We start from the raw sequence: 24,041 nt of genomic DNA, 5'->3' as shown, positions 1-24,041 counted from the left end.
ATCAATACATACATCCGAAAACAAATCTACAACATTTGTATAACTTGGGCTCATAACTAAATTTTTGGAGATGTCTTTTGTAAACTAGTATTAACTCTTGTAATAAGCAATCAAATTAGCAACGATCGCAACTAGTTCTCCAGGCTCAACTGGTTTAGCCACATGACTTTGAAAGCCTGCTTCCAGGGCACGGCTACGATACTCGCTATCGCCGTATGCAGTTAAGGCAATAGCGGGGAGTTTTCTATAAATATCAGGCTCCAGCGCCCGGATCTTGCGGATGAGGGTGTAGCCATCTTCATCAGGCATAGCGATATCACAAACCAAGACATCTGGTTGCAACTCAGGCAATACTTTCAATGCTATTGCTGCGGATACAACTGCCGTGACAGTGGCTCCATCACCTTCCAACACGGTAGTAATGTAAAAGCGGCTATCATCATCATCATCAACTACGAGGATGTTTAAGCCAGCAAGAGGAAGAGCAGGTTCCATAACATCTCCATTAATGTTGATCAAATGAAAGTTATTTATAATGAGCTGCTTGTTATTTATTTCTTAATAAGCATACCATTGGTAATTTTACTGCGATCGCGGCTATTTTCCTAGCCAATGACTCAAATTTGTCCAATTACCATCTAATTGATGGTTAATTATTCCTTGGTATTTATAACTGACTGGATAAAATTATGTTTGTGTTTAATTTTTTTTATATTTAAAAAATTAATTTTAACGAACAGTTGGAGTTTCAAAAGGATTTTGCTAATTACTGGCTGCTTTATTACTAACAGGTTTAAATTTTAATAGAGGCTTGAAAAATTAAAAATAGTAATACTAATTCTCTGCCAGTTTGTACTTAATGATTACTCCTTATCCTTGGCATAAGGTGATTTCCAATAAAATGTTAATGATTTGGCTGCGCCTGCCGTGGCTAACGTATCCAAATGCTTGCTCCTGTTTGTTTTGCATCAACGGTACACTCTACCTTTATTGGTCAATTCTTTCCTAGAAATCACCTTAGCTTCTTACAGGTTTCCCAAGTAAATGATTAATTTGAAGTTGCAGTTTTTCTCGTAATTGTTGTGCCTGTTGATAAACTACTGCACGCCTTTTACTTGAGTGAGTATCTAATCCTGCTGGTTGCAAAGGGTTAATAGAGTAACGCAGACGAGTTCTCATTGCCCAAATTCCCATTGAGGGAAAAAGAATTAAGATAAGCATCAAAGGTGATAGAGGCAAGAATGGTAACTTGACTAATCGTTGCAATTTTTTGAGATTAACAGCCCAAGGATGGAGAAATTCACTGCCGATGCAAACAACTGGGAGAATGGGAATATGATAGCGATCGCTCAACTGAATAAAACTGATATCAAACTTTTCTAGTTGATAGCGTCTTCTCCAACCTTTCAGAGGTCCACGGATACCTTCGGGTGCATATAAGACTATTTTACCTTGTGCGTTCGCCGTAGGCGTTGGCTGCGCCATCGCTGCCTCAAAATTATCTAATTCGGCTCGTACACCACCTAAAACTTGCGACCATTTAGGTGGTAGCCACCAAATCATCCAAGGATGCTCAAATAATACTGGATTTGCTACAGCTTGTACTACCCATCCTCTGGTTTCACTTAATAAATAACCCAAGGTCAAAAAGTCCCAAGGAAAGCACATTCCTGCGTGATTCATTGTCACAATTAATGGCCCTGTTGACGGCAAATTCTCAACTTGTTGCAACTCTGCACGAAAATAGTATTTAACAATGGGGCTGAGAACTTCTAAGCGAAAAGCTTCTTGATATTTGGGATCAAATTCACCAATTTCTCTTCGAGGTGGACGAAAACCCAGACGTAACCAGCGACTTAGCAGTGCCAAATAAAATCCGCCAGGAATTAAAAATAAGCCATATTCTAGATAATTCCAACCATCTTGATCGGTGTGATAGTGCTGCCAATGCCGATTGAATAAAATTAGCCAGCCTGGAGGATACCAAAGACAAAACCAATCAAACCAGCTAAATATATAGCCTCCACTTGGCATATTCTTCAGTTGGGTGTTTAAGAGATTTTTGGAATGTTCATTAATCAAAACAGTTAAGGTAAGGTAAAAATTTTATTAAAAATGCATCATAGCTTTATACTTTTAAAGTTGGTATCTTACCATAGAAGTAAAATTAAGAATATGTTTTTCCATCCATTTTAGATTTAGTTACTTCTGTTAATTTGGCAGTTGCGATCGCAGCAGCAATAGAAACTGTTCGTCTAGTTGCCCAAGCCAAATCGATCAATTTGCGATTTACAATTTTAGACTTTCCTGCGGGACGCTACGCGAACGACTTCGCTCAGGAACCATCAAACGATTTTGAATTAGAAAATTCTCACAGCAATTTGGATGACAATCTCAAATCTCAAATCCAAGTTGCACTGGAAGCAAACGAAATATGCGATCCCAAATTTATGGTGACAGGTGATTCTGGTCGCTTGCAGCAAGTCCTTTGGAATCTACTCTCAAATGCTATTAAGTTTACACCCCAAGGTGGACAGGTAGAAATCAGTTTAGAGTCTATTGGTTCTCAGGCTCAACTTCGAGTCTGTGATACAGGTAAGGGAATTAGCCCAGAGTTTTTACCATTCGTCTTTGATTATTTTCGACAAGCTGATGGTGCAACTACCAGGAAATTTGGGGGACTGGGATTAGGATTAGCTATTGTTCGTCACATCGTAGAGCTACACGGTGGCACAGTTAAGGCAGAAAGTTTGGGTGAAGAACAGGGAGCAATTTTTACAGTCATGCTACCTCTGATCAAGATTCATTATATTCACGAAGTCGATAAACAACCTAATGATTCGCCCGATCTAAATGGGGTAAAAGTTCTGCTTGTGGATGATGAGCGTGATACACGAGAGTTAATCGCTTTCATTTTGGAGCAATCTGGCGCGGTAGTAACTCAGCCTCTGCTATGGAAGCACTAGGAATTATGCCTCAGTTCCAACCAAATCTGCTGTTAACCGACATAGGAATGCCGGAAGTAGACGGCTATATGCTGATGCGTCAAATCAGAGCTATGTCACCAGAACTTGGAGGGAAAATTCCAGCGATCGCTCTGACAGCTTATGCATCAGAGTTTGATTATCAACAGGCAATTGCCGCCGGATTTGAGCAGCATATCACCAAACCAGTAGAGCCAGCTAAATTACTTCAAGCGATCGCAAACCTAATTTGTGGTTGTAGCAACCTGCAAGCTAACTTACGATCTTCATAATTAACTGAGGGAATCAATTAACTTTACAACTCTTTCCTTAGAGGTTTATTTAAATCAACAAAATCTGAGTTTATGAATGCATCCTCAATTAATTGGTAGCACCAAACTTATTCAATAGTGTGTTTATAGTACAATACGGTTCAGTTAAGGCTAAAACTCTGTTACCAAAGTCGTTTTTTTTACGTAGACGCTTCGGCTTGCCGCAGGCTACCGCCAAGGCGCAGAGAACGCAGAGAGAAGAAAGAGATGCTTAACTGAACTGTATTGGTTTATAGTAAGGACTAAAATCCTTAATTTTTTAAGCACTGAAGTCCTTACTACGAACCTATCAAAACTTTCTTTTACATCAGGATTTTTGAGTTAAACCACTATTTTTGTGGTGTCTTCAACAAATCACTAATTTGGAAGTTGATCTGCTCCTTACCTGCAAATACTGTTCCTTCTTTACCAGCTTGAAAGTTTTTTTCTGCCAATTTATAGGCTTCACTAGGTAAAGGCACGTATCCAACCGAACTGGTTGTTATCGGTGCATACTTGAGGTAATAATCTACAAATTCTTTTAGTTCTGGCTGATTTTGCAGAGATTGAGCATTAACATAAATCAATAATGGTCGAGCTAATGGCTGATATTCAGCTTTCTCGACAGTTTCAGATGATGGCAATACTGCCCCTTTCCCGCTATCAATTGCAAGAGGCTTTAACCGACTTTTGTTGTCTTCGTAATAAGCAAGCCCGAAATAACCCAAGGCATTAGGATCTGTGCCGACTCCGCGCACTAGGGCGAGATCATCTTCACTGGAGATGTAATCAGTCCGGCTGGCTCTAGTTTTACCAACAATAGCTTCTGTAAAGTAATCAAAAGTACCAGACTGACCGCCAGCACCATACAGATTAATTGGTTGATCCGGCCAAGACGATCGCACTTGGTTCCAACGAGTAATTTTTCCTTGGGCATTTGGCTCCCAAAGCTTTTTCAATTCGGCTACGGTAATATCTTTTGCCCAGGTATTTTCGGAATTGACGGCAACGGTTAGTGCATCAAAGGCAATGGGAAGCTCGATAAACTTGACACCATTTTTATTGCAAGCTTCTATCTCTGCTTTTAGAATAGGACGCGAGGCGTTGCTGATGTCTGTCTCTTTGTTACAAAATTTTTTAAATCCCGCACTAGTACCGGAAAAATTTAGTACAACTTGCCCTTTGTATTGCTGTTTGTTCTGTTGAAACTGGTTAGCGATCGCCTCGCTGATCGGATACACTGTGCTGGAACCATCAATCTTGATTGCTCTCACCTTTGCCGAATCACTAACTTCCGCAACCTTTGGTAACGACTGAGTTTGAGTAGATGAATTAGGCGTGGCTGTGCAACTTGTCGCAAAAGCCAACACTCCACAGACGAGAGCCAATTTCTTTGCTATTGCGTTCATTGACCTTACCATTATGGGTAATTTTGAAAGTATATTTTTATCATTTCAAAAAAACTTGATGTGTCAATATAAAGCATAGCACTATACATAAAAATTATTGAAGAAGAATTCAGAAGCCAGAATGGGCTAAACGCCCCGCTACCGCTAACAGGAGTCAGAATCAATGAGTGGGGGATTCAGACCCGCCACTCATTGTAGACCACCAAATTGAAAATTTGGTGGGGGTCTTAAACCCATTTATTCAGACGCGACGCTCGAGTACTCGCTCTAAGCGAAGCATCCCGAAGGGTATACGCTACGCTATCCGCCAGTCGCGCAGAATTCATTCTGAATTCTGGCTCCTGACTCCTGAATTCTGTTTGAAAAAACTTGATGCATTCATCAATGTTGTCGAAAACAACCGTCCCATAAGCCAATACGGTTCGGATAAGCACTCTTCACTTTCCTTGTGGTCTGGGAATTGGTTTTTGGGGAATGGCACTAAGATAAGCCCAAAGTCTTGTGTTGCCTCTGGACAGATTCAAACTGTAATAAATCCAGCGTCCTTCTTGACGGGGGTTAACTAAGCCAGCTTCCTCTAATCAACTAACGAGATCGGCGATCGCTTCTGAAGGAGAAACTACGCTTTCAGGTTGATAGCGGATGCCAGCTTGCTTGAAGCGATGTAAAGCTTCACCCAAGCGATCGCAGTCGGCAATCAAACTGATCCTTACATAACCTTCACCCGCAACCCCAAAGGCATTACCTGGAGTAAGAACAACGCCAGTTTGCTGCAATACATTTAAAGCAAAATCCGTGGAACCCATACCCACAGGACACTTCACCCAAAGATACATCGTCGCCTTAGTTTTGGGGATATCCCAACCCAACTCTCCTAATCCGTTAATGAGGAAATCGCGGCGGGTACGGTAGCGTTGTTGTACCTCATGCAAATACACGTCTGGCAGTTGTAAAGCGGTTTCGGCTGCTGTTTGTAAGGCGGCAAAAATGCCGTAATCCAAGTTAGTTTTCAGTGTCCGTAAACCTTGAATTACATGGCGGTTCCCGACGACAAACCCAACGCGCCAACCAGCCATATTGTAAGTTTTGGATAAGGTGTGAAATTCTACACCAATATCTTTCGCGCCGGGAATTTCTAGCAAGCTAGTGGGTTGATAACCATCAAAAGCTAACTCGGCGTAACACAAATCATGCACCAGCAGAATTTCATATTTGCGGGCAAACGCAACAATTTCTTCAAAAAATTCGCGGGGGGCGGTGGCGGCGGTGGGATTGCTGGGATAGTTGAAATAGAGAATTTTAGCTTGTCTTGCAATTTCGTCAGGAATGGCAGCTAAATCGATTAACCAGTCATTCTCTGGTTTGAGAATCAAGCTGTGAATTTTCCCACCTGCGATCGCAGGGCCGCGAAAATGTGCGGGATAAGCTGGGGAAGGAACTAGAACTAAATCGCCAGGGTTAACGTATGCAAGTGCTAAATGGGTTAATCCTTCTTTAGAACCCAGTAGCGGCAAAGCTTCACTATCAGGATCGAGAACCACACCATAACGGCGATGATACCAGTTAGTAATCGCCTTGCGGAAACTAGCAGTCCCCTCAAAAGGAGGATAACCGTGATTGGCGGGATCTTTCAAGGCTGCGATCGCTGCTTCTACAACTGGGGCTGGCGTTGCACCATCGGGGTTTCCCATACCCAAATCAATTAAATCTAACCCTTGCTCCCGTGCTTTAGCTTTCAGTTCATCTAAACGGGCAAACACATAGGGTGGCAGTTTTTGTATACGTTCTGCTGGGACAATCCAATTTAAACTCATGCTTCAACCTCGTCACTGATTCCCTTGGGCGAAACTCGATTTGTAGTATCTCTACTATCTATAGGTGCAGTAGTAGAAACCATTGCCGCCATCATCTGTTCTGGCGCGACTTTAAACGGAAGTCGATGGATGTCAGAATTAGGAATTAGCGCAATTTCAGTGGCTGTTTGCAACTCACCTAATGTAATATTGCCCAATCCCAAATCACTTAATTTTTGGGGTAGTCCAATTTCTGTGTAGAACTTTAACAACTGTTGCCGTGCTGATGCGGCTAGTTGATTGCCTTGTAGCATTTCTTCTAGACGCAGTTGCACCAAAATCCCAAAAGCAACTTTTTCGCCATGAATACTGCCATGTCCTGAAATATGAGTTAAGCCATTATGCACGGCATGGGCAGCAACTGTGCGACACTGTGCCCCTCCAAGTCCCCCAACTACTCCGGCGAGTAACACAGTGGCATCTACCACTTCTCGCCAAACTTCACTACCTGGTTCTTTCAGGGCTGCGGCTGATTTTTGCAACAAAATATCTCGCAAAACTCGCGCTTGTTGCACTGCGGCAATAATTAAAGTGTCTTGCAAATGCCCACTGCTAACGGAGGCTTCGTACCACTTAGCGATCGCATCACCAATTCCAGCTACTAAAGTCCGTTGTGGTGCAGTTTTAATCAAGTCATAATCGAGTATCAATAAATCGGGACAACGAGACAGCGCTACGTCATAGAGAAATGCCCCATTTTCAGAATAAACATTCGATAAGGCACTCCAAGCTGCACAGGTAGCGCCTGATGTCGGAATTGTCACCACTGGCAACTGTAACTGATACGCGACTAATTTCGCTGTATCTAAGGCTTTGCCGCCACCAACACCGATAATTACATCAGCTTTATGTTCTTTTGCTTTCTTCTGTAAAGATTTCAGGCTAGCTTCACAGCAATCTGCACTGTATGAAGCTTGGGCAGTATGTAACTGTTGCGTTTCTAAAACTGGGAGCAAATTTTTTCGGCTGATGGCGAGAGTAGAATCACCTGCCACAACTAAGGGACGACTTCCCAAACAGGCGATCTCTGCTGCGGCTGCTTGCAACACCCCAGAACCACGGATTACTTTTGCTGGGGCAACTGTGAGCGTCAAGAATGAACTAGAGGTTTGAGTAGACAAAGAAGGTTGAGTAGAAAGTTGATTAGACATAGAATGTAGTTTGCCAAAACCTTGATATTTCTTAATCTAATAGACTTACAGCCAGAGATACTTGTTGCCACGCTTTTTTCAGGATGGATGGCTACAAGCTTCCATCTGACTCAACTAGGTTTTAACCGATCTGAAAAATACAAAGCTCATCGTCGGCTGGTTGAGCAGTTTGACGACGTTGCTTGAATTTGTGATGTCCATTAGCCTGAAATTCCGAACTATCAAAGTTTTGAATAACCGTATAATTCATTAACATTACCACTCTCAGATTCTCAAGAAAAGCAATCGAGAATTGATAATGTTTAACCTTTTACCACAGTAAAACCACTAAAGTGTGAATATCTTAATCTAAAAATAACTATTAATGTATCAGTAAATACAAAATAAATTTTGTCATCCTGATAACAGGTAAATGATTTTATTTTTTGAGCATTGGGCATTGGGAACAGACAAGGGAGAGGAAAGAAAGTTTTTCAATAATTCTCCGTTATCCCCCTCATCTCCCTCTGCTTACTTGCACCCCTGCTTCTTAAGCAGTAGGTTTTGGCAATTGGGCGAATTTTTCTGTGTAAATTTCGATTGCGATCGTAGAATTTTCACGAGAAATGAGCGATCGCTTGGCTTCACCCAAGTAAACTGGTACAGAAGTCCCTGGTTCCGGGTGGATAATGGTACGAGCGCGAACTGTCAACTTGTCCTCTTGGCGTGTACCTGAGCGACCAGAAGAAAACAGATTACTAACTGCTTGACGTAAAGTTGCATCTAATTGTGTGGGTGTAATTTGGGGTGATGTAGCAATCACCGCTTGTGTTGACCCATTGTCATAAATTAAAGTGTACCGGGCTGCCCCTGGAATCACAGTCCGACTCAAGGGGACTATCGAGAGTGCAAATAAACCAGCCGTCACCACCAGCATAAAGCCAGTTGTACCCACCAGCCGAAAGCGGAGGCCCCATTTGAGAATAAAAGCCAAAACTGTTATGGCAGCAAATACCAAGGTAGCTATACCTGACCATTGGGTGTACTGAAGAAAGTTAGCTGTTGTGAGCATAAGGTTGGTTATGGAGGCGTCTTTTTTTTCGTTACCGACACACCCATTTTACCGAGAGCTTACACCGATTACCTGTAAGGTTCAATATGAATAAGCCTAAATTTAGACCCTAGCATTACACGTTCAGTCTAATGGCAAACGTCTCAATTGAGTAGATGAACTACAACAAGTCATCCAAGAAAAGCGTAACCAAGGCTTAGAGCCATAGCAAAAAAAAATCATCACTCCGTTAGGGAGCAATGTGATTTTGTTAGGTTGTAGCGAATAAAGCTAGGAAAGAAATTACTTAACCAACTTCCCCAATTTTTCTAAAATAGTATTGGCTCACCAGAGACAATATGGGAATTTTGAGATGTCTGCAACTTAGTTTGAACACTATCAATAATTGCTAGCCAATCGGCATCTTTGTTCCATTCAGAGCGAATCCTGGTTTTAGTCGCTGCGTCGTAGAGGTTACAAAAAACTACATTCTCTTTTCCAGCAATTGCAGCGATAATCAGGGGCTTGGAAAAATCCTGGACACATGATGCAGCTAAAAGGAAAGTTTTAGCAAAGTTGGTTTCTATTCCAGTCCTCACAACATAAATTTCATCCGCTCTAACAACGATGTGTAATTTATTATTGATATTTCCTTTAAATTCTCCTGATTTTAATTTAAGTTCAGATATATACCCAGTTAGACCAGTTTTGTGGACAGGAATGGTTTGATCATTATTTATATCGTAGTTATACCACAAGTAGGATTCACCGTTTAATTCTCCGCTTTTCACATACAAATAAATAGGTTCTGGCGGGTTACAAAGACCTAATTTCATTTCAGTAACCATATTTTACATTCCTTTATGAAAGATAAAATTTTCCAGATATTCGAGCAAATTCAATAATTTTTAAATTGTGCTTAACTGAAGAAAATAATAAATATACAAAAGGGCATCTACAAGAGATGCCCGTCATGCAGGAAAACCCCAAAGGGTTGTCCCTACACCTTCCCAACAATCAGCAACTGTGACTAATATTTAATTAGTCACAATATAGTAATCTTATTAACTTAAAACTATTAATGTCCCCAGTGCATACACTGAAAAAACCAATAGCTAATTTTGATGAGATGTAAGCTTGTCTTGTCGGTTATAACGATCTACTACTCCACAAATAGCAGCCAAAATTAACCATGAAAGCGCATTCAAACGAAAATCGAAGAGGGTTACGTCTACTGTATTCAATAAAATCCACCCAACAAAGGCCAGGAGATAACTGAAAAATATCAATCTGTCTCCTGTATTTATAGATTTTGACTTTTGCAATAATTGAATACCTGTAATCAAAATCCAAGCCAGTAAGCCAGAAAATATCAAAGCACTGGGAAAACCAGTTTCAGCAGATAACATCAAAAACAAGTTATGGGGATGACCCAAGGAAATCTGCATCTGCACTTTGTAGAGTTCACTAAAACTGCGTAATCCCCAGCCAGTCCAAGGATGTTGTTCAGCTAAAGACCAGGCAAACTCCCACTGAGTTTTTCGCATTAATGCGACTGGTCTATCTGGATACATATCGTCATTTAACCTTGCCCAAAAGAACGCAGGAACTACCCAACGAAAAATTTGAGCGATTGGTAAAGGAGCAAAAGCTGCCAAAAGCACACTAGAAACGATCGCAGCAACGCCACCCACAAGAATGCGCCAACCTTGGTAGAATGCATAAGCTAAACAGGCAAAAATAGCGATCGCCCACCCATTACGCGAGCTGGTGAAAATTAAGGTAATGAAATTGGCAATCACCGCTACGGTTAGGAAGAGGAGGGGAAATGGGGAGTGGGAACTAGAGACTGAATTCTTGTTAATACCCAATTGCCATTGTTCGATCCACAACCCTAGACTAAGGATGAAAATTATTACTAGATAAGCTGCGAAGGTGTTAGCGTGCAAGAAAAATGCAGCAATACGCCCTGGCGGATTTCCTCCTGGTGCGATCGTCCAATCCAACACAACCCACAAAATTTCTAATTTCAAACTCCAGCCTAAAAATAACTGTCCCAAGCCGATAATTACCACTGGCATGGAACCGATCACCAAAACCCAAGCCATTTGCCGCAATTGGGCAAATGTTTGAATCAGAGCGCTATGGGCAGCGAAAAGTAAAAAGAATGGTAATAAATTAAATAAGCCGAGAAAAGCAGCAGTCTTGTCCTGGGCAAACCCAGCACTCACGATCAGTAATACACTCAAAAGGGCAAATCCCCAGTTGAGGGGGCGGCGGTTAATTTTGCGGGATTGTTTCAGCCAAGTTATTAATGAAGACAAAAACCTACAGTCACAGCCCCCACTAAAGGACTCAATGGGAACGATTAACAATGCCCATAGAGAGTAGTTCCAGAAGATTGCCAACGAGACTTGAAGTAGTTAAAAACTTTATTCAAGCTGGCTCCCAACATTCCTCACGAGTGAGGCGAATTTGAGCTAAGGCGAAGATGGTAGGGATGATTCGACCATAGTTAGTAGCGATCGCTCTCCACCCTAAATCCGCAATAAACCAAGTCCACATCATTGGCCCAATCACGGCAAACATAGTGCGGGCTGCCCCATAACGAGCTGCATTTACAGTCATACCCCGTTGCGCCATTTGCATAGGTACATAGCTTTTAAATTGCGTTGCCAGCTGCTTCTGTGCCTGTAATTGCCGCTTGTTTGGCTACTTCATAAGTAGCAAAGTGGATGGCAAATTGACGAGCAATTTGCTTCAGTACAAGTGGTTGGAGCATGGAAGTAACCGCGATCGCACTACCACCTTTGAAAAGTAAGCCTAAAGGATCACGCTGCAATAAAAGTGGTAGCGGTTCTTTTAGTTCTGATTTGAGCAACTGACGCTGCACTCTTAAAGTCAATTTTTGCTTTTCCTGTTCAGGCAATTTTTTCCACACCTGTCCTAGCAGATGTAAAAATACTTCTGCTTCTAAATCAATAGTTGCTAGTTGATTAGAATAGGGAATTTTTAGATACTTACATACTTGAACTAACGCCTGTCGGTAAGTTACCTGGCCTGTGCGTCCCCGTAAAACCGTCATCCCATCTGCCGCCAAAAAACGAAAGCGACCCTCTAGTGCATCTAACCAAGCTTTGCGGTCTTGGCTTTGCACTTCGATGGGTTCAGGTGTATGTACATAGTCTAAAGGATTGAACTTACGACTAAATAGAATTGCCGTTAAGTCTTGCAATTCATCTTCGGTCGCTAACTCTAGCGCCGCCCTCATTTCATCCAATTTCCCATCCTCCCTTCCATGCAGCTTTCTGTACCTTATTCTACTATTAGCTTTCAGCAGTCATTAGTAGTAATTTTGTCCTTTGATAATAACGAATAACTAATGACCAATAACTATAACCAATGATTAGGGACTATTGACTCATGACTGATATTGCAGTGATTGGTGCCGGAATCGCGGGTTTAGTCTGTGCCCAGCAGTTAAGTCAAGCTGGATATTCGGTGGTAGTGGTGGAAAAATCGCGTGGCTTGGGAGGAAGACTCGCAACACGCCGCTTGCAGGGAACTTGCGCGGATCATGGGGCTTGTTACCTGAAGCCAAAGGGTGAATTATTTGAACATTTTGTAGAAATATTGCGATCGCGCCATATTCTCGAAGTTTGGACAGAGGAAGTTTACGAACTCACAGCAGGCGCTCCTTTATCTGAACCTAAAAACCGCAGTCCGCGATATGTTGCACCGGAAGGAATGAGTGCGATCGCTAAATCCCTTGCTCCGGGTTTAGAAATATTACTGAATCAGCGTGTTATTGGTATTACCCCAACTCCCGAAAATAGTTGGCGTTTGACTCTCGAATCTAGTAATGAAGAATTAACTGCAAAAGCTATAGTTGTTGCCATTCCTGCACCCCAAGCTGTGATGCTGTTGGAACCTTTGGGTGAAAGTATATTGGATGCAGCCTTTCTTAATAACTTGCGTTCTGTAGAATTTTATCCCTCAATTAGTGCGATCGCGGGATATCCTTCTACATCCCAACCCTTCCCTGAGTGGAAAGCTCTAACTTTTGTCGATGATGCGGATTTAGCATGGATTGGTTTGGACAGTAGCAAGCGTCCTAACCCTCAACAACCACATTTTGTAGTGCAAAGTAGTGCTGATTTTGCCCAACGTGATCTAGAATCACAGGATTTACAACCTGCCGGACACTATATGTTGCAACGAGCAGCCGAATCCCTGTCTCTTCCTTGGCTGAATACTCCCGAATGGATGCAAGTACATCGTTGGCGTTATGCCTTTCCTAGTCGTCCTTGGCACGAAGCTTTTTTGTCTGCGGGAACTTCCTCACCTTTAGTTTGCTGTGGTGATTGGTGTGGCGGCAATTTGGTGGAAGGTGCAATGCTTTCTGGATTAGCTGCGGCTGATGAAATTAATAATCAGTTGCGTCATCTACCTTTCGAGAATGTGAACTTTCTCAACATTTTTACCTGATCATTTAATCTGTAGCTAGACTGATTTTGCACTATAGTAAGCCAACTATTTTTCTGGCTTACTAAATCAGAGTGGAACAAATAAGTTTTTTAGATGAAACAGCAAATTTTGCCGCAACTCTAAAAAGTGATGTAAATTACCCAAAAAGCTTAACTTCATTAAAAAGTTGTTCCTAATTTAAGTTTTTTATTGATGTTAATCTTGATCCCCTAGCTTTTATGCTGCGTTTTATGTAGATTTCTGCTTTTATAGCAGAAATTTGAAATAATTAGGATTATAAATATAAAATGTCGGTAACTTGCCAGATTATTGGACGCTGTTTTAATAAGTAATGCTATAAAACAGTAAAAACTTTAGCTAAAATAAGCCAAGCTAAATGTCTGATATTTTATCAAGATAAAAGACTAGTCTCAGGGTCTATTGCATCTATCAGTTAAAATACGTTGAACTGATTGTTATAACAAGATTGCCATCTAAAAAAGTTATTTTCTCCACCAAGCATTGACTTGATTAAAAAAGGAGTTTAAAAATCATGAAAACGGTAGTTAATTTAACACAGCAATCACTAGTAGAAGAGATTGAAAGTGTTTTGGGTACATATCCGTTCAATCCATATCAACAAGCCTTTGCTATTCCTGACTTACGCCAAGAGCTAATTGCTTTCGTCCTCAACCGGATTCCCTCTTTCTCTAGCGTGATTTCTGACAGACAGATTCCGTTAGCAGAAGCTGAACAAGGAAACTTGGCTTATTACAAATTGCCTCGTAAACCCTTAGAGCAGCAATTACATTTACAAAATTTGATTCACCAAGGCATCTGTTTAATCGTTCAAGAAAAGTCAGATTGGATTGGCAATCACCTTTGTGAAACAGTTCAACCAGCTTGTGAACCTTCCCACTGGTTTGGTTAATAGTTCTAACCAGATTTGGCTCTTTGCTGAGATATCATAACTTCCGCAGTGAATTTTAAATTTTTGAGCTAATCCCACAGACTTTAGCCGTGGGATTAGCTCAATATTTTTTTAAGTATATTCCTATTGAGGTGTAAACTTTGACAATCACTAAGTTCAAAGGATATTCCCAGGACATGAGAAAAATAACTGCTCTAATGCTAAGTACTTCCGTGACTGTCGGGGTAGGAGCATTAACACCTAAAGTCACTAATGCCCAATTATTTTACCCACCAGCAAGCGATCGCCATTCATTAATGGTAATCGGTCAAGGCGTAATGAGAGTGCCAGCAGATACAGCGGATATTGAATTGGCATTCAGTAGCGGAGCTAGCAATGATGAGTTACAAACGCAACCATCAGCCTTCCCAGAAGCCCACCGTAAATCCTCACTGACTTTACTTTTAAATGACAAAACAGCAGCAGAACCGTTATCAGACAAAAAATTAATCACCAAAGCAACTCTTCAGCCTGTAGTGGATAGCTTAGTTGCTAAAGGCATTAGGGCTGATAAAATTCAAGTGCAAATTAACCCTAATTCCAGTGAAAATAACGCCAAGATATTGGTGAGACTAGAAAAACCAACACGCGATCGCGTCCAGGAAATTGTTGCTACAGCGAACAAGTCCACGAGCCAAATTGAAAACCTTTCTGTCAAGAATGTGGGTGTTGAGTACGCAGTTAATGACTGTCAGGCTTTGCAGAGTTCAGTTTATCAATCAGCGATGAAAGATGCTCAAAGCCGCGCTCAGGCTTTAGCAAGTGCGATGGGCGTTAAACTTGATATTCCTTCTGTCGCCGAGCCATTTTACACATTATTTTATCCCTCATGTAGTTCTAAAACTGGAGTTCCTTTACCGTCGTTTGCTAGTTTTTTATTATCACCAGTTTATAATCCAGATGCTCCGGCAGAAGTTGAAATGAAAAAGGATATTTTTGTGACATATACAACAAAATAAGCATTTATATTTAGTGCGATCGCTTAATGAAAAAACTCCAGAAATGTTTGTGACAAATCTGGAGTCAGGAAAGATACGCATTTACCTATATCAAAATTTTCGTCTTGAGAGAATCCTACGTCATCAGGGTATACACTCAAATGTAGATAAAAGTGTTTGAGGATTCTTGTTTACACATCTTCTTTGTTGCAATTAACGCAAAATAGCCCCAGATAAACTGAGGCTGTTTTGCGAGAGTTGTTTGGCAGGAAGGGTACATCAATAGTGATGCCCTGTTTTAAATATAAATAATTCAGTATGCATCCTTATTCAGACATATTTTGACATATCAGGATGATTTTGGAAAATTTTGTAGGCGCAGCCCGTCGTAGACATCATTTTTTACAAAAAGAAACTCCAGATGCACTTAAGGCATTCTGGAGCAGTAACAGGTTTCTAACATCAATCAATTTTTACATCTGCGATCGCCCGATGTCGTTAGGGTATATACTCAAATGTATTTTATGCCTATTTATCCGCAAATCGACCAGCAAGTTACCTTCTTTTATGTCCATAATATCAATGTATCTACACAATTCTACGAGCAAAAACTAGGCTTGGAGCTATGGCTTGACCAAGGAAGTTGTCGAATTTATACTGTTAGTGGTTCTGGATACTTAGGATTGTGTCAAGCAAGCGAAAAATTAACTCCTCCAAGCGACAAGCAATCAAGTGTCATTTTTACCCTGGTGACACAGCAGGTGGATGAATGGTTTGAATATCTCAAAGAACGTGGTGTCGAATTTGAAAAGTCACCTACACTAAATGAAAAGTACAACATTTACCACTGTTTTTTCCGCGATCCTGATGGTTATTTGATTGAAATTCAACGTTTTGAGACTAATGACAAGAAAAAAGACATAACCAAATAAGTTATGTCTAGACGTTTAATTTACAGGGCAGGATTTTTACTGGTTAGAACTTTTGGATTTACTGGCATACTTGATACCGACATAATGATGTTTAAGCACCATCGATATGCATATACCTTTTCTTCTATAGACTTATCGGGGTGAGGTGCAAGATTTATGCAGCTGTCGAGAAAGCTTTACATCTCTTTACAATTGCTGGATAGGCGTAGCCAGAAGTAGGCATTGCTTTTAACCAATTCTTCCTTGATGGTACAAGCCCCTAAATTCATTTATGGATAGATAAGTTTTAAACAATGCAGGGTTCAAGCCCCCGGATTTATCCGTGGGCATTAATTGCGAATGGGCGAAAAAGCGAATTGTGCTGACTTTTATATCTTTTACAGCGCTTCCCGCTATTATGCAATACAGCTTTTCTTATTGCCTCTCTCCTAACATAGCTTTTAGCTTTGAGGATGTACCTCATAGCTGCCGGAAGTGCTGTATATAATAGACATCTCCGAAAATGAATGTAGAGACGTTGCATTGCAAAGTCTCTACAAGGGTTTCAGGTAACGCATAATTAATTTCTGGAGATGTCTAATGTCTACTTAATCTGCATTAGTCCTAATGACAAGTATTCAACCGGAGTTGATATTATATAACAGAAGCTAGAATACAATCATTGCCGCCAGCAGATCATATTCTTTACCAAAATTACTTTTTCAACTATACTATTTGCTAATTTTGCGATTTCTATAGTTATTTTTTTGAACTATCCAATATTTAATGTATTGGTTAAATAAATATTTTATTAGGGTGACTGCATGACAGCCGAAAAAATCAAATGGTTACGCACACAATTACAACCTAAAGGTTCAGTAACGAAAGCGGTTTACAAACATATTATATGGTGTGGAACTTTCGGATTTTTGATTTCTATACTTTACCATTTTGATGTACCTGTATCCCAACCTATTTTAGGGAGTGTTATTCCTAGCATTGTTTTAGGCTTGTTACTTGTATTTCGGACAAATACTGCTTATGAGCGGTTTTGGGAAGGAAGAAAATGCTGGGGTTCTATAGTAAATAATGCCCGAAATTTAGCGCGGCAAATTTGGGTATCAATTGATGAGATTTCACCAGAAGATAAAGATAACAAAATTACGGCATTAAACTTATTGGTAGCTTTTGCTGTAACAACTAAATTACATTTGCGAGGAGAAGCTGTCAATAGCGAGTTAGAAGACTTAATGCCATCTACTAAGTATATAAAACTTAAAATTATGAATAATCCTCCTATAGAGGTTGCTTTTTGGATAGGAGATTATTTACAGGAACAGTATCATCGGAATTGCCTTAATAGCTACCAGCTAACATCTATGCAAGAACTATTAAATAATCTTGTGGATAATTTAGGTGCTTGCGAACGTATTTTAAAAACACCTATGCCCCTTGCTTATGCTATTCATTTGAAGCAATTGCTGATACTATATTGCTTTCTGCTCCCATTTCAAATAGTACAAAGTCTCGGTTGGTGGACAGGTTTAATCTCTGCTTTAGTTGGGTTTACTGTGTTTGGCATTGAAGCCATTGGCTTAGAGATAGAAAATCCCTTCGGTTATGATGCTAATGATTTACCATTAAATGCAATTTGCGAGACAATGAAACGCAATATTGACGATTTAATTACTTTGACTCCAAATGCGCGATCGCACAGGGAAAATATATGATTAAAGTAGACATTACAAGTTTTATTTGTAGCATTTAAAACATTTTGTTAAATAACTGATGATATTGACACTTTCAGCTACATAATTACTTCAAAAGTATATTTTCCGCCCAATCATTTTTAACTACTAACTTTTTATAGACTCCGAATCGCTATCTCTAACCCTTCACATACACGAGTCAGAAAATCTAAATCCAAAGTAGCGATCGCATCACTAGCTTTGTGATAATGTGGATTTCGCAAGAATGCCGTATCTGTCACCATCATTGCAGGATAGCCCAGATCCCAGAATGGTGCATGATCGCTAAGTCTAGTTTGGGGAACTATTAAACCTCGATTCGGTACGGGTAGCCATTGACTAGATACGCCAGCTTTGCCAATATTACGGCTCATGCCAATTAAGTCAGGCAATATACGCAAATTGCCAATTAAAGCAATAAAATCACCTGTATCTGGGTAGAAGCGTTCCAGAGGAGGGGGGTAACTTTGGGAACCAGGCGTAGAATCGGTATAACCCAGCATTTCTAAGGAGATCATTAAGCGTAGCTGTTGCTTTTGTTCGTGCAACAAGGCTGCATAATCAGCACTACCCAGTAAGCCGTATTCTTCCATATCGAAAGCAACTAGTCTTAAGGGATACCTGACAGCTTGGGCAGCAAACTTTCTGGCTAATTCCAGCAACACCGCTACACCTGTAGCATTATCATCTGCCCCTGGTGTTCCCGGAACGCCATCATAATGAGCGCCAATTAAAATCGGTGGCAAATCTTTTTTTTGCCCTCTCCCTTGGGATGGCAAATTTAATATCAAGTTATTACAAGCTTTACCCCTGACTTCAAAGGTGTGGATTTCCACACTCCCCCATTGGGAAAATTGCTGGCGAATGTATTCTTGGACAAAAAAATGTCCAGCCGTTGCCATGTAAGGATCTCGTTCTCGCGCTATCTCACTGAGAGAAGTTTGTAATCGTTCTGTTAGATTCAAATCTTTAAATTACTGGCAATATTTAGAGTTTTCTGACACTTAAAAAAGCAGAACAAGTATTATTAAGATGCATTTCTTAATTTGCAGATACCTTAAACATAGAGTAGGCGGATAACAAGAATCGAGGCTGCTTGGGCACACCAACCATCTCAATGCTATCCTAGTCTTGCAACTATCTCCTCTAGCTGCACACCTCAGCTTACTGCCTTAATGATGAGTATTATACCATTGAGGTGTTTTTATCCTGTAGCACGAAGCTAGAGGTAGTTCCGCCCAATCATAATAAAGATACTAAGACACTTTAGGAGAAGAGTAACGCATGGGCAAGGTAGTCGGCATCGACTTGGGTACAACCAACTCAGTAGTCGCCGTTATGGAGGGTGGCAAGCCGGTGGTGATTGCCAATGCAGAAGGAATGCGAACAACCCCCTCCGTAGTTGGCTTCAGCAAAGAAGGCGAAAGGGTGGTTGGGCAAATGGCACGGCGACAAACCGTCCTCAATCCCCAAAATACCTTTTTCGCAGTTAAGCGTTTCATTGGGCGGAAGTATGGCGAACTTAATGCAGATTCCAAGCGTGTGCCCTACACCATCCGCAAAGATGAAGTAGGTAATATTAAAGTTGCCTGTCCCCGTCTCAATAAAGATTTCGCCCCAGAAGAAATTTCGGCAATGGTGCTGAAAAAATTGGCAGACGATGCTAGTCGCTATTTGGGTGAACCAGTCACAGGGGCAGTGATTACAGTACCAGCTTACTTTAACGATTCTCAACGGCAGGCAACCCGCGATGCTGGCTAGAATTGCCGGTTTAGAAGTGCTGCGGATTCTCAATGAACCGACTGCGGCATCTTTGGCTTATGGATTAGATCGGGGTGACACGGAAACTATCTTAGTCTTTGACTTGGGTGGTGGCACTTTTGATGTGTCGATTTTAGAAGTTGGCGATGGGATATTTGAAGTCAAAGCTACCAGTGGAGATACGCAACTTGGTGGTAACGACTTTGACAAAATAATCGTAGATTGGTTGGCAGAGCAATTTCTGGAAACAGAAGAGGTAGACTTAAGACGCGATCGCCAAGCTTTGCAACGTCTGATGGAAGCTGCGGAAAAAGCCAAAATTGAGCTTTCTGCTGTCAGCGTCACTGATATTAACTTACCCTTCATCACCGCCACGGAAGATGGCCCCAAACATCTGGAAACTCGTCTAACGCGTTCCCAGTTTGAAGGTTTGTGTGGTGATTTGGTGGGGCGCTTGCGGACGCCAGTAAAACGCGCCCTCAAAGATGCCGGACTCTCATCCAGAGACATTGAAGAAGTGGTGTTAGTTGGCGGTTCTACACGGATGCCAATGGTGAAGCAGCTAGTACGGGACTTAATTGGCATAGAACCTAACGAAAACGTCAACCCTGATGAAGTAGTGGGAGTGGGTGCAGCAATTCAAGCAGGAATTCTCGCAGGCGAACTTAAAGATGTGCTGCTTTTGGATGTCACACCCCTTTCTATGGGATTGGAAACCATCGGCGGCGTGATGAAAAAACTTATTCCCCGCAACACTACCATCCCAGTCCGCCGTTCTGACATTTTTTCCACGTCTGAAAATAACCAAAATACTGTGGAAATTCACGTAGTCCAGGGCGAACGGGAAATGGCAGCAAACAACAAGTCTTTAGGACGTTTCAAGCTGTATGGTATCCCGCCAGCACCGCGAGGAATTCCCCAAGTTCAGGTGTCATTTGATATCGATGCTAATGGTATTTTACAAGTAACAGCTTTAGATAGAACCACTGGGCGAGAGCAGAGTATTACCATTCAAGGCGCTTCCACCTTGAACGAGTCGGAAGTGAATCGGATGATTCAGGATGCCCAGAAATACGCCGATGTCGATCGCGAACGTAAAGAAAGAGTAGAAAAGCGGACTCGTTCAGAGGCGTTGATTATCCAAGCAGAACGACAACTCAGAGAAGTAGCACTGGAATTTGGTATGCAGTTTGCCCGAAACCGCCGCCAAAGAATTGATAATATTTGCCGAGACTTAAAAGAGAGTCTTAGAGAAAATAGCGATCGCGGTATTGATCAAGCCTACGCCGACTTGCAAGATGCTCTCTATGAACTAAATCGGGAAGTCCGCCAGTCTTATGCTGACGATGAAGACGACGATTTATTTGGTACTATCCGTGACATCTTTACAGGCGGTGATAAGGAACGCGATCGCGAATCTCCCAGAGATGTATATCGAGAACGTGACTCATACAGTAAAGACTATGGCAGAGACTATGGCAGAGATTATGGCCGCGACAGCCGTTCTTCCTCTTATGAAAGCCGTCCTCCACGCAAATCCCGTCCCACCTACCAAGATAACTGGGATGATGAAGAAGACAATGATTGGTTGTAGTAATTTTAATAAAAGTTAGGAGTGAGGAGTGAGAAGTTAGGAGTTAGGAGTTAAAAATTAAATCTTTCAACTCTTAACTCATAATTCCTCTCTCCTAAATTCTTAATTAATCCAGAATCTAAAATCTAAAATTTAAATAACTGAACTATGCAAAATTTGCCGAATTTCCGCGATTATTATGAGATTTTAGGAGTATCTAAAGATGCCTCTGCTGAGGAAATTAAAAAGGTTTATCGGCGGTTAGCAAGGCAATATCACCCCGATCTCAACCCGGGTAATAAAGAATCGGAGGAAAAATTTAAGGATATTGGTGAGGCTTATGAAGTGCTTTCAGATCCAGCCAAGCGATCGCAGTACGACCAGTTTAGCCGCTACTGGAAGCAAAAAGGCTTTGCGGGCAACAAACAGACACCAAAGGCTAAAACTTGGCAGAGTAGCCCTAGCGATCGCAACGGCAATCAGGAGGTAGATCCCAGCCAATACTCTGATTTTGAAAGCTTTATTAATCAAGTTATCGGCGTCAAAAATAAGAGTGGGGCAAGTAATTCTAATAATGGCAATAATAGCGATCCGTTTCGTTCCCCCAGAACGAAAGTTGCCTATACAGTTAACCCCCCACCTCGCACTACGCGTCGTGATATAGAAGCCAGATTAACACTACCACTAGAAAAAGCTTATCAAGGTGGTAATGAACGCATTCGCTTGGAAGATGGGCGATCGTTAGAAGTTAATATGCCCCCCGGTATGGTAACAGGCCAAACCATCCGTTTGCGGAACCAAGGCGTTGGTGGTGGCGATTTATACTTAAAAATTACTGTTGAGCCTCATCCATTATTTAAATTAGACGGTTCAAATATCGTCTGCCAGGTTCCCGTTACTCCTAGCGAGGCAGTTTTAGGAGGACAGGTAGAAGCACCTACTCTTGATGGCCCTGTAAAAATGACCACCCCTCCCGGAGTTAGGTCTGGTCAAAAATTTAGACTAGGTAATAAAGGTTATCCTAATGATGACGGAAAACGTGGCGATCAATTAGTAGAAATTCAAATAGTTACACCGAAAAATATTAGTCAAGAAGAACGAGAACTTTACGAAAAGTTACGGCAAATTGAAACCTTTAAACCCCGTGCTGATTTAATACGTTAGCCAAATGCTTTATTAAGTTATCTTATCAGATGCTATATCTGTTGTGTCTTCTCGAATTCATAAAGGATTTAAAATATAAAAAATATCTTTGAGCAAAGTGACTCAAACAGATGTGAATCAAAATTGGGCAATGCCACAAAGCAGTGAACCAACTTATTACTCCCTGCTAGGACTACATCCCTGGGCATCGGTAATTGAAATTCGTCGCGCTTATCGGGAACTGAGCAAACGCTATCATCCTGATACTACAGACTTGCCGACTGCGATCGCCACTCCCAAATTTCAGCAAATTAATGAAGCTTACGCCACCCTTAGCCATCCAGAACGACGATTAAGCTACGATTTAAAAATCGGCTATTCCCGCTTTGGCGTGATTCAACCACCTCCTGATTTGAATCATCCCGTCTCGTGTCATGACTGGTCAAAATCAGCTTACCTCGACGCGAGCGATCGCCCCCTCTCATCTGGCGAAATCTTTGCTTTATTTATGCTGGTGTTAACATTTGTAGGTTGTCTGTTATTAGCAGTTGCCATTGGCTTAACTCGTGGCGAGGCTGCGATCCATTCCCATTTGCTGCAACCAACTGCATTTATACACCAGTCAGATTACCTATTTGTTGCAATTAATTACCCCTAGATAATTAAAAATTAAAAAATTCCCTAATCCAAAATCTAAAATTCCTATGCCTCTTCTTCCCTCCGATACCCCTCTATATAATCATTCTCTGCCACAAATTGAGCAGTGGCTAAAAGACCAAGGATGTCAACAAGACGAAACACAGAGGCATTGCTGGCGTGTACAACGCCCCAATTGGCAAGCTGAATTATGGCTTGATGTTGAGCAAATCGTAGTACGATACGTCCAATCTGGGGAAAATGGACAAGATATCCAACGCTCATTTAAGTATTCTCTTAGTCGGGATGATGTAGAACAAGCTGTGTTTTCTGGGCCATAAAGAAGTGCTGAGTCCAGTTCATCGTAAAAATGTGATTGCCAATCTTGTAAGGCATAGCTGACAAAAGCGATCGCTTACAATTAAAGTTACTCCTACTCCGACAAAAACCCATGCAAATCGTTCTGCCACCTGAAGTAGAAGCCCTAGTTCAACGCCAACTCACTAGCGGTAAGTATCAGAACGCAATCGCAGTTATTCTTGCAGGCGTAAAACTCCTAGAACAGCAAGAAGACATCTATCAAGGACGACTACAAGACTTGCAACAAGAAGCGCGGATTGGGTGGGAAGCGTCCGAGCGGGGCGAAGTTGTTGATGGTTCGGCTGCAATGGATCAAATTCGTGCCAATGTGCGCTCGCGCTATGGTGTTTCAGACAAAACATGACCTCACAATTTCGCCTTACCAAACCTGCAATTCAAGACATTGAGCAGATAGCGGATTACATTGCTAGACAATCTGGCTTGGCTCAGTCTGAGGGTTTTCTGAGTAAGCTGAACGCGAAATTTGCCAAGATTGCTCAGTTCCCTGGTCTAGGACGACAGCGTGATGAAATTTTACCTGGTATCCGTAGCCTCTCAATAGACAATTACCTCATCCTCTACATGTTTATAGGGCAAGATGTGGAGATTTTTCGTGTTGTTAGTGGCTATCGAGATATCAAAGCCCTATTTCACGACTCTGATTCCTGATACTCCTTGTTAACACTAACTCTCCCTCTTGCTTAGGGACTTCCAAATAAAAAAATATTCCAAAGTCGATTGCAAAATCTCTCTCTTCCTTTCCACTCCGTGTTCTCTGCGTCTGGAGTGGTTCGTTTATTTGGATAATTTATTTCTT

At 41.4% G+C, this 24,041-nt stretch carries 20 protein-coding genes and 3 pseudogenes; 12 read left to right on the top strand and 11 right to left on the bottom strand.

The window, feature by feature from the left end:
- Positions 1 to 90: 90 nt before the first annotated feature.
- Both ANSO36C_RS21310 and ANSO36C_RS21305 read right to left on the bottom strand, forming a co-directional pair.
- A complete protein-coding gene (locus ANSO36C_RS21310; protein ID WP_251956129.1) occupies positions 91 to 495 on the bottom strand; it encodes a response regulator in 405 nt (134 codons plus the stop codon).
- A gap of 522 nt (positions 496 to 1,017) precedes the next feature.
- A complete protein-coding gene (locus ANSO36C_RS21305) occupies positions 1,018 to 2,034 on the bottom strand; it encodes a 1-acyl-sn-glycerol-3-phosphate acyltransferase (RefSeq protein WP_410174627.1) in 1,017 nt (338 codons plus the stop codon).
- A 194-nt stretch (positions 2,035 to 2,228) separates the two neighbouring features.
- Here ANSO36C_RS21305 and ANSO36C_RS34355 point away from each other — a divergent pair.
- A pseudogene (locus tag ANSO36C_RS34355) lies at positions 2,229 to 3,256 on the top strand (ATP-binding response regulator); the annotation flags it as partial.
- Between the two features lie 368 nt (positions 3,257 to 3,624).
- Here the strand turns inward: ANSO36C_RS34355 and ANSO36C_RS21295 are convergent.
- The 8 genes and pseudogenes from ANSO36C_RS21295 to ANSO36C_RS21265 form a co-directional block, all read right to left on the bottom strand.
- Positions 3,625 to 4,683 carry a PstS family phosphate ABC transporter substrate-binding protein gene (locus ANSO36C_RS21295; RefSeq protein ID WP_251956127.1) on the bottom strand — a complete coding sequence of 353 codons (1,059 nt, stop codon included), beginning with the start codon at positions 4,681 to 4,683 and terminating at the stop codon, positions 3,625 to 3,627.
- A 581-nt stretch (positions 4,684 to 5,264) separates the two neighbouring features.
- Positions 5,265 to 6,497 (bottom strand): aspartate aminotransferase, encoded by a 1,233-nt coding sequence (locus ANSO36C_RS21290; RefSeq protein ID WP_251956126.1) that lies wholly within the window; start codon positions 6,495 to 6,497, stop codon positions 5,265 to 5,267.
- The gene (locus ANSO36C_RS21285) at positions 6,494 to 7,687 is read right to left on the bottom strand and encodes an iron-containing alcohol dehydrogenase family protein (protein WP_251956125.1); all 1,194 of its coding nucleotides are present in this window, start codon (positions 7,685 to 7,687) and stop codon (positions 6,494 to 6,496) included. The genes ANSO36C_RS21290 and ANSO36C_RS21285 overlap by 4 nt, the downstream gene beginning before the upstream one ends.
- A 121-nt stretch (positions 7,688 to 7,808) precedes the next feature.
- A complete protein-coding gene (locus ANSO36C_RS33940) occupies positions 7,809 to 7,937 on the bottom strand; it encodes a hypothetical protein (RefSeq protein ID WP_267145328.1) in 129 nt (42 codons plus the stop codon).
- Between the two features lie 279 nt (positions 7,938 to 8,216).
- Positions 8,217 to 8,738 (bottom strand): Ycf51 family protein, encoded by a 522-nt coding sequence (locus ANSO36C_RS21280; protein WP_251956124.1) that lies wholly within the window; start codon positions 8,736 to 8,738, stop codon positions 8,217 to 8,219.
- Positions 8,739 to 9,046: 308 nt separating this feature from the next.
- Entirely contained in the window at positions 9,047 to 9,565 is a 519-nt protein-coding gene (locus ANSO36C_RS21275; protein ID WP_251956123.1) for a hypothetical protein, read from the bottom strand.
- A 267-nt stretch (positions 9,566 to 9,832) separates the two neighbouring features.
- Positions 9,833 to 11,041, bottom strand: coding sequence for an O-antigen ligase family protein (locus ANSO36C_RS21270; RefSeq protein WP_251956122.1), 1,209 nt, complete (start codon positions 11,039 to 11,041; stop codon positions 9,833 to 9,835).
- A gap of 112 nt (positions 11,042 to 11,153) precedes the next feature.
- A pseudogene (locus ANSO36C_RS21265) lies at positions 11,154 to 11,997 on the bottom strand (YaaW family protein).
- A gap of 143 nt (positions 11,998 to 12,140) precedes the next feature.
- Between ANSO36C_RS21265 and ANSO36C_RS21260 the strand changes: the two are divergent.
- The 5 genes from ANSO36C_RS21260 (at position 12,141) to ANSO36C_RS21240 (ending at position 17,733) form a co-directional block, all read left to right on the top strand.
- The gene (locus ANSO36C_RS21260; RefSeq protein ID WP_251956121.1) at positions 12,141 to 13,205 is read left to right on the top strand and encodes an NAD(P)/FAD-dependent oxidoreductase; all 1,065 of its coding nucleotides are present in this window, start codon (positions 12,141 to 12,143) and stop codon (positions 13,203 to 13,205) included.
- A gap of 532 nt (positions 13,206 to 13,737) precedes the next feature.
- Positions 13,738 to 14,115 carry a hypothetical protein gene (locus ANSO36C_RS21255; RefSeq protein WP_251956120.1) on the top strand — a complete coding sequence of 126 codons (378 nt, stop codon included), beginning with the start codon at positions 13,738 to 13,740 and terminating at the stop codon, positions 14,113 to 14,115.
- Positions 14,116 to 14,312: 197 nt separating this feature from the next.
- The gene (locus ANSO36C_RS21250) at positions 14,313 to 15,113 is read left to right on the top strand and encodes an SIMPL domain-containing protein (protein WP_251956119.1); all 801 of its coding nucleotides are present in this window, start codon (positions 14,313 to 14,315) and stop codon (positions 15,111 to 15,113) included.
- A 503-nt stretch (positions 15,114 to 15,616) separates the two neighbouring features.
- Positions 15,617 to 16,024, top strand: a complete 408-nt coding sequence (locus ANSO36C_RS21245) for a VOC family protein (RefSeq protein ID WP_251956118.1) — start codon at positions 15,617 to 15,619, stop codon at positions 16,022 to 16,024.
- Between the two features lie 803 nt (positions 16,025 to 16,827).
- On the top strand, positions 16,828 to 17,733 hold the full coding sequence (locus ANSO36C_RS21240) for a bestrophin family protein (protein WP_251956117.1): 906 nt from the start codon (positions 16,828 to 16,830) through the stop codon (positions 17,731 to 17,733).
- A 134-nt stretch (positions 17,734 to 17,867) separates the two neighbouring features.
- Here the strand turns inward: ANSO36C_RS21240 and ANSO36C_RS21235 are convergent, their stop codons facing one another.
- Positions 17,868 to 18,716, bottom strand: a complete 849-nt coding sequence (locus tag ANSO36C_RS21235) for a M28 family peptidase (protein WP_251956116.1) — start codon at positions 18,714 to 18,716, stop codon at positions 17,868 to 17,870.
- Positions 18,717 to 19,035: 319 nt separating this feature from the next.
- Here ANSO36C_RS21235 and dnaK point away from each other — a divergent pair.
- The 6 genes and pseudogenes from dnaK (at position 19,036) to ANSO36C_RS21205 (ending at position 23,893) form a co-directional block, all read left to right on the top strand.
- Positions 19,036 to 21,106: pseudogene (dnaK, locus tag ANSO36C_RS21230) on the top strand (molecular chaperone DnaK).
- 147 nt (positions 21,107 to 21,253) lie between these two features.
- Positions 21,254 to 22,249: a DnaJ C-terminal domain-containing protein gene (locus ANSO36C_RS21225; RefSeq protein WP_251956115.1), complete on the top strand. Its 996-nt coding sequence runs from the start codon at positions 21,254 to 21,256 to the stop codon at positions 22,247 to 22,249.
- 130 nt (positions 22,250 to 22,379) lie between these two features.
- Complete coding sequence (locus ANSO36C_RS21220; RefSeq protein ID WP_251960400.1) at positions 22,380 to 22,886, top strand: J domain-containing protein; 507 nt, start codon at positions 22,380 to 22,382, stop codon at positions 22,884 to 22,886.
- Positions 22,887 to 22,932: 46 nt separating this feature from the next.
- A complete protein-coding gene (locus ANSO36C_RS21215; protein ID WP_251956114.1) occupies positions 22,933 to 23,205 on the top strand; it encodes a DUF3143 domain-containing protein in 273 nt (90 codons plus the stop codon).
- 110 nt (positions 23,206 to 23,315) lie between these two features.
- Positions 23,316 to 23,588 (top strand): ribbon-helix-helix domain-containing protein, encoded by a 273-nt coding sequence (locus ANSO36C_RS21210; protein ID WP_251956113.1) that lies wholly within the window; start codon positions 23,316 to 23,318, stop codon positions 23,586 to 23,588.
- The gene (locus tag ANSO36C_RS21205; RefSeq protein ID WP_251956112.1) at positions 23,585 to 23,893 is read left to right on the top strand and encodes a type II toxin-antitoxin system RelE/ParE family toxin; all 309 of its coding nucleotides are present in this window, start codon (positions 23,585 to 23,587) and stop codon (positions 23,891 to 23,893) included. Before ANSO36C_RS21210 ends, ANSO36C_RS21205 begins: the two co-directional genes overlap by 4 nt.
- Positions 23,894 to 24,041 lie beyond the last annotated feature (148 nt).

Origin of the sequence: Nostoc cf. commune SO-36, assembly GCF_023734775.1 — a bacterium.
GTDB lineage: Bacteria > Cyanobacteriota > Cyanobacteriia > Cyanobacteriales > Nostocaceae > Nostoc > Nostoc commune_A.
This window is presented reverse-complemented; position numbering and strand designations above follow the sequence as displayed.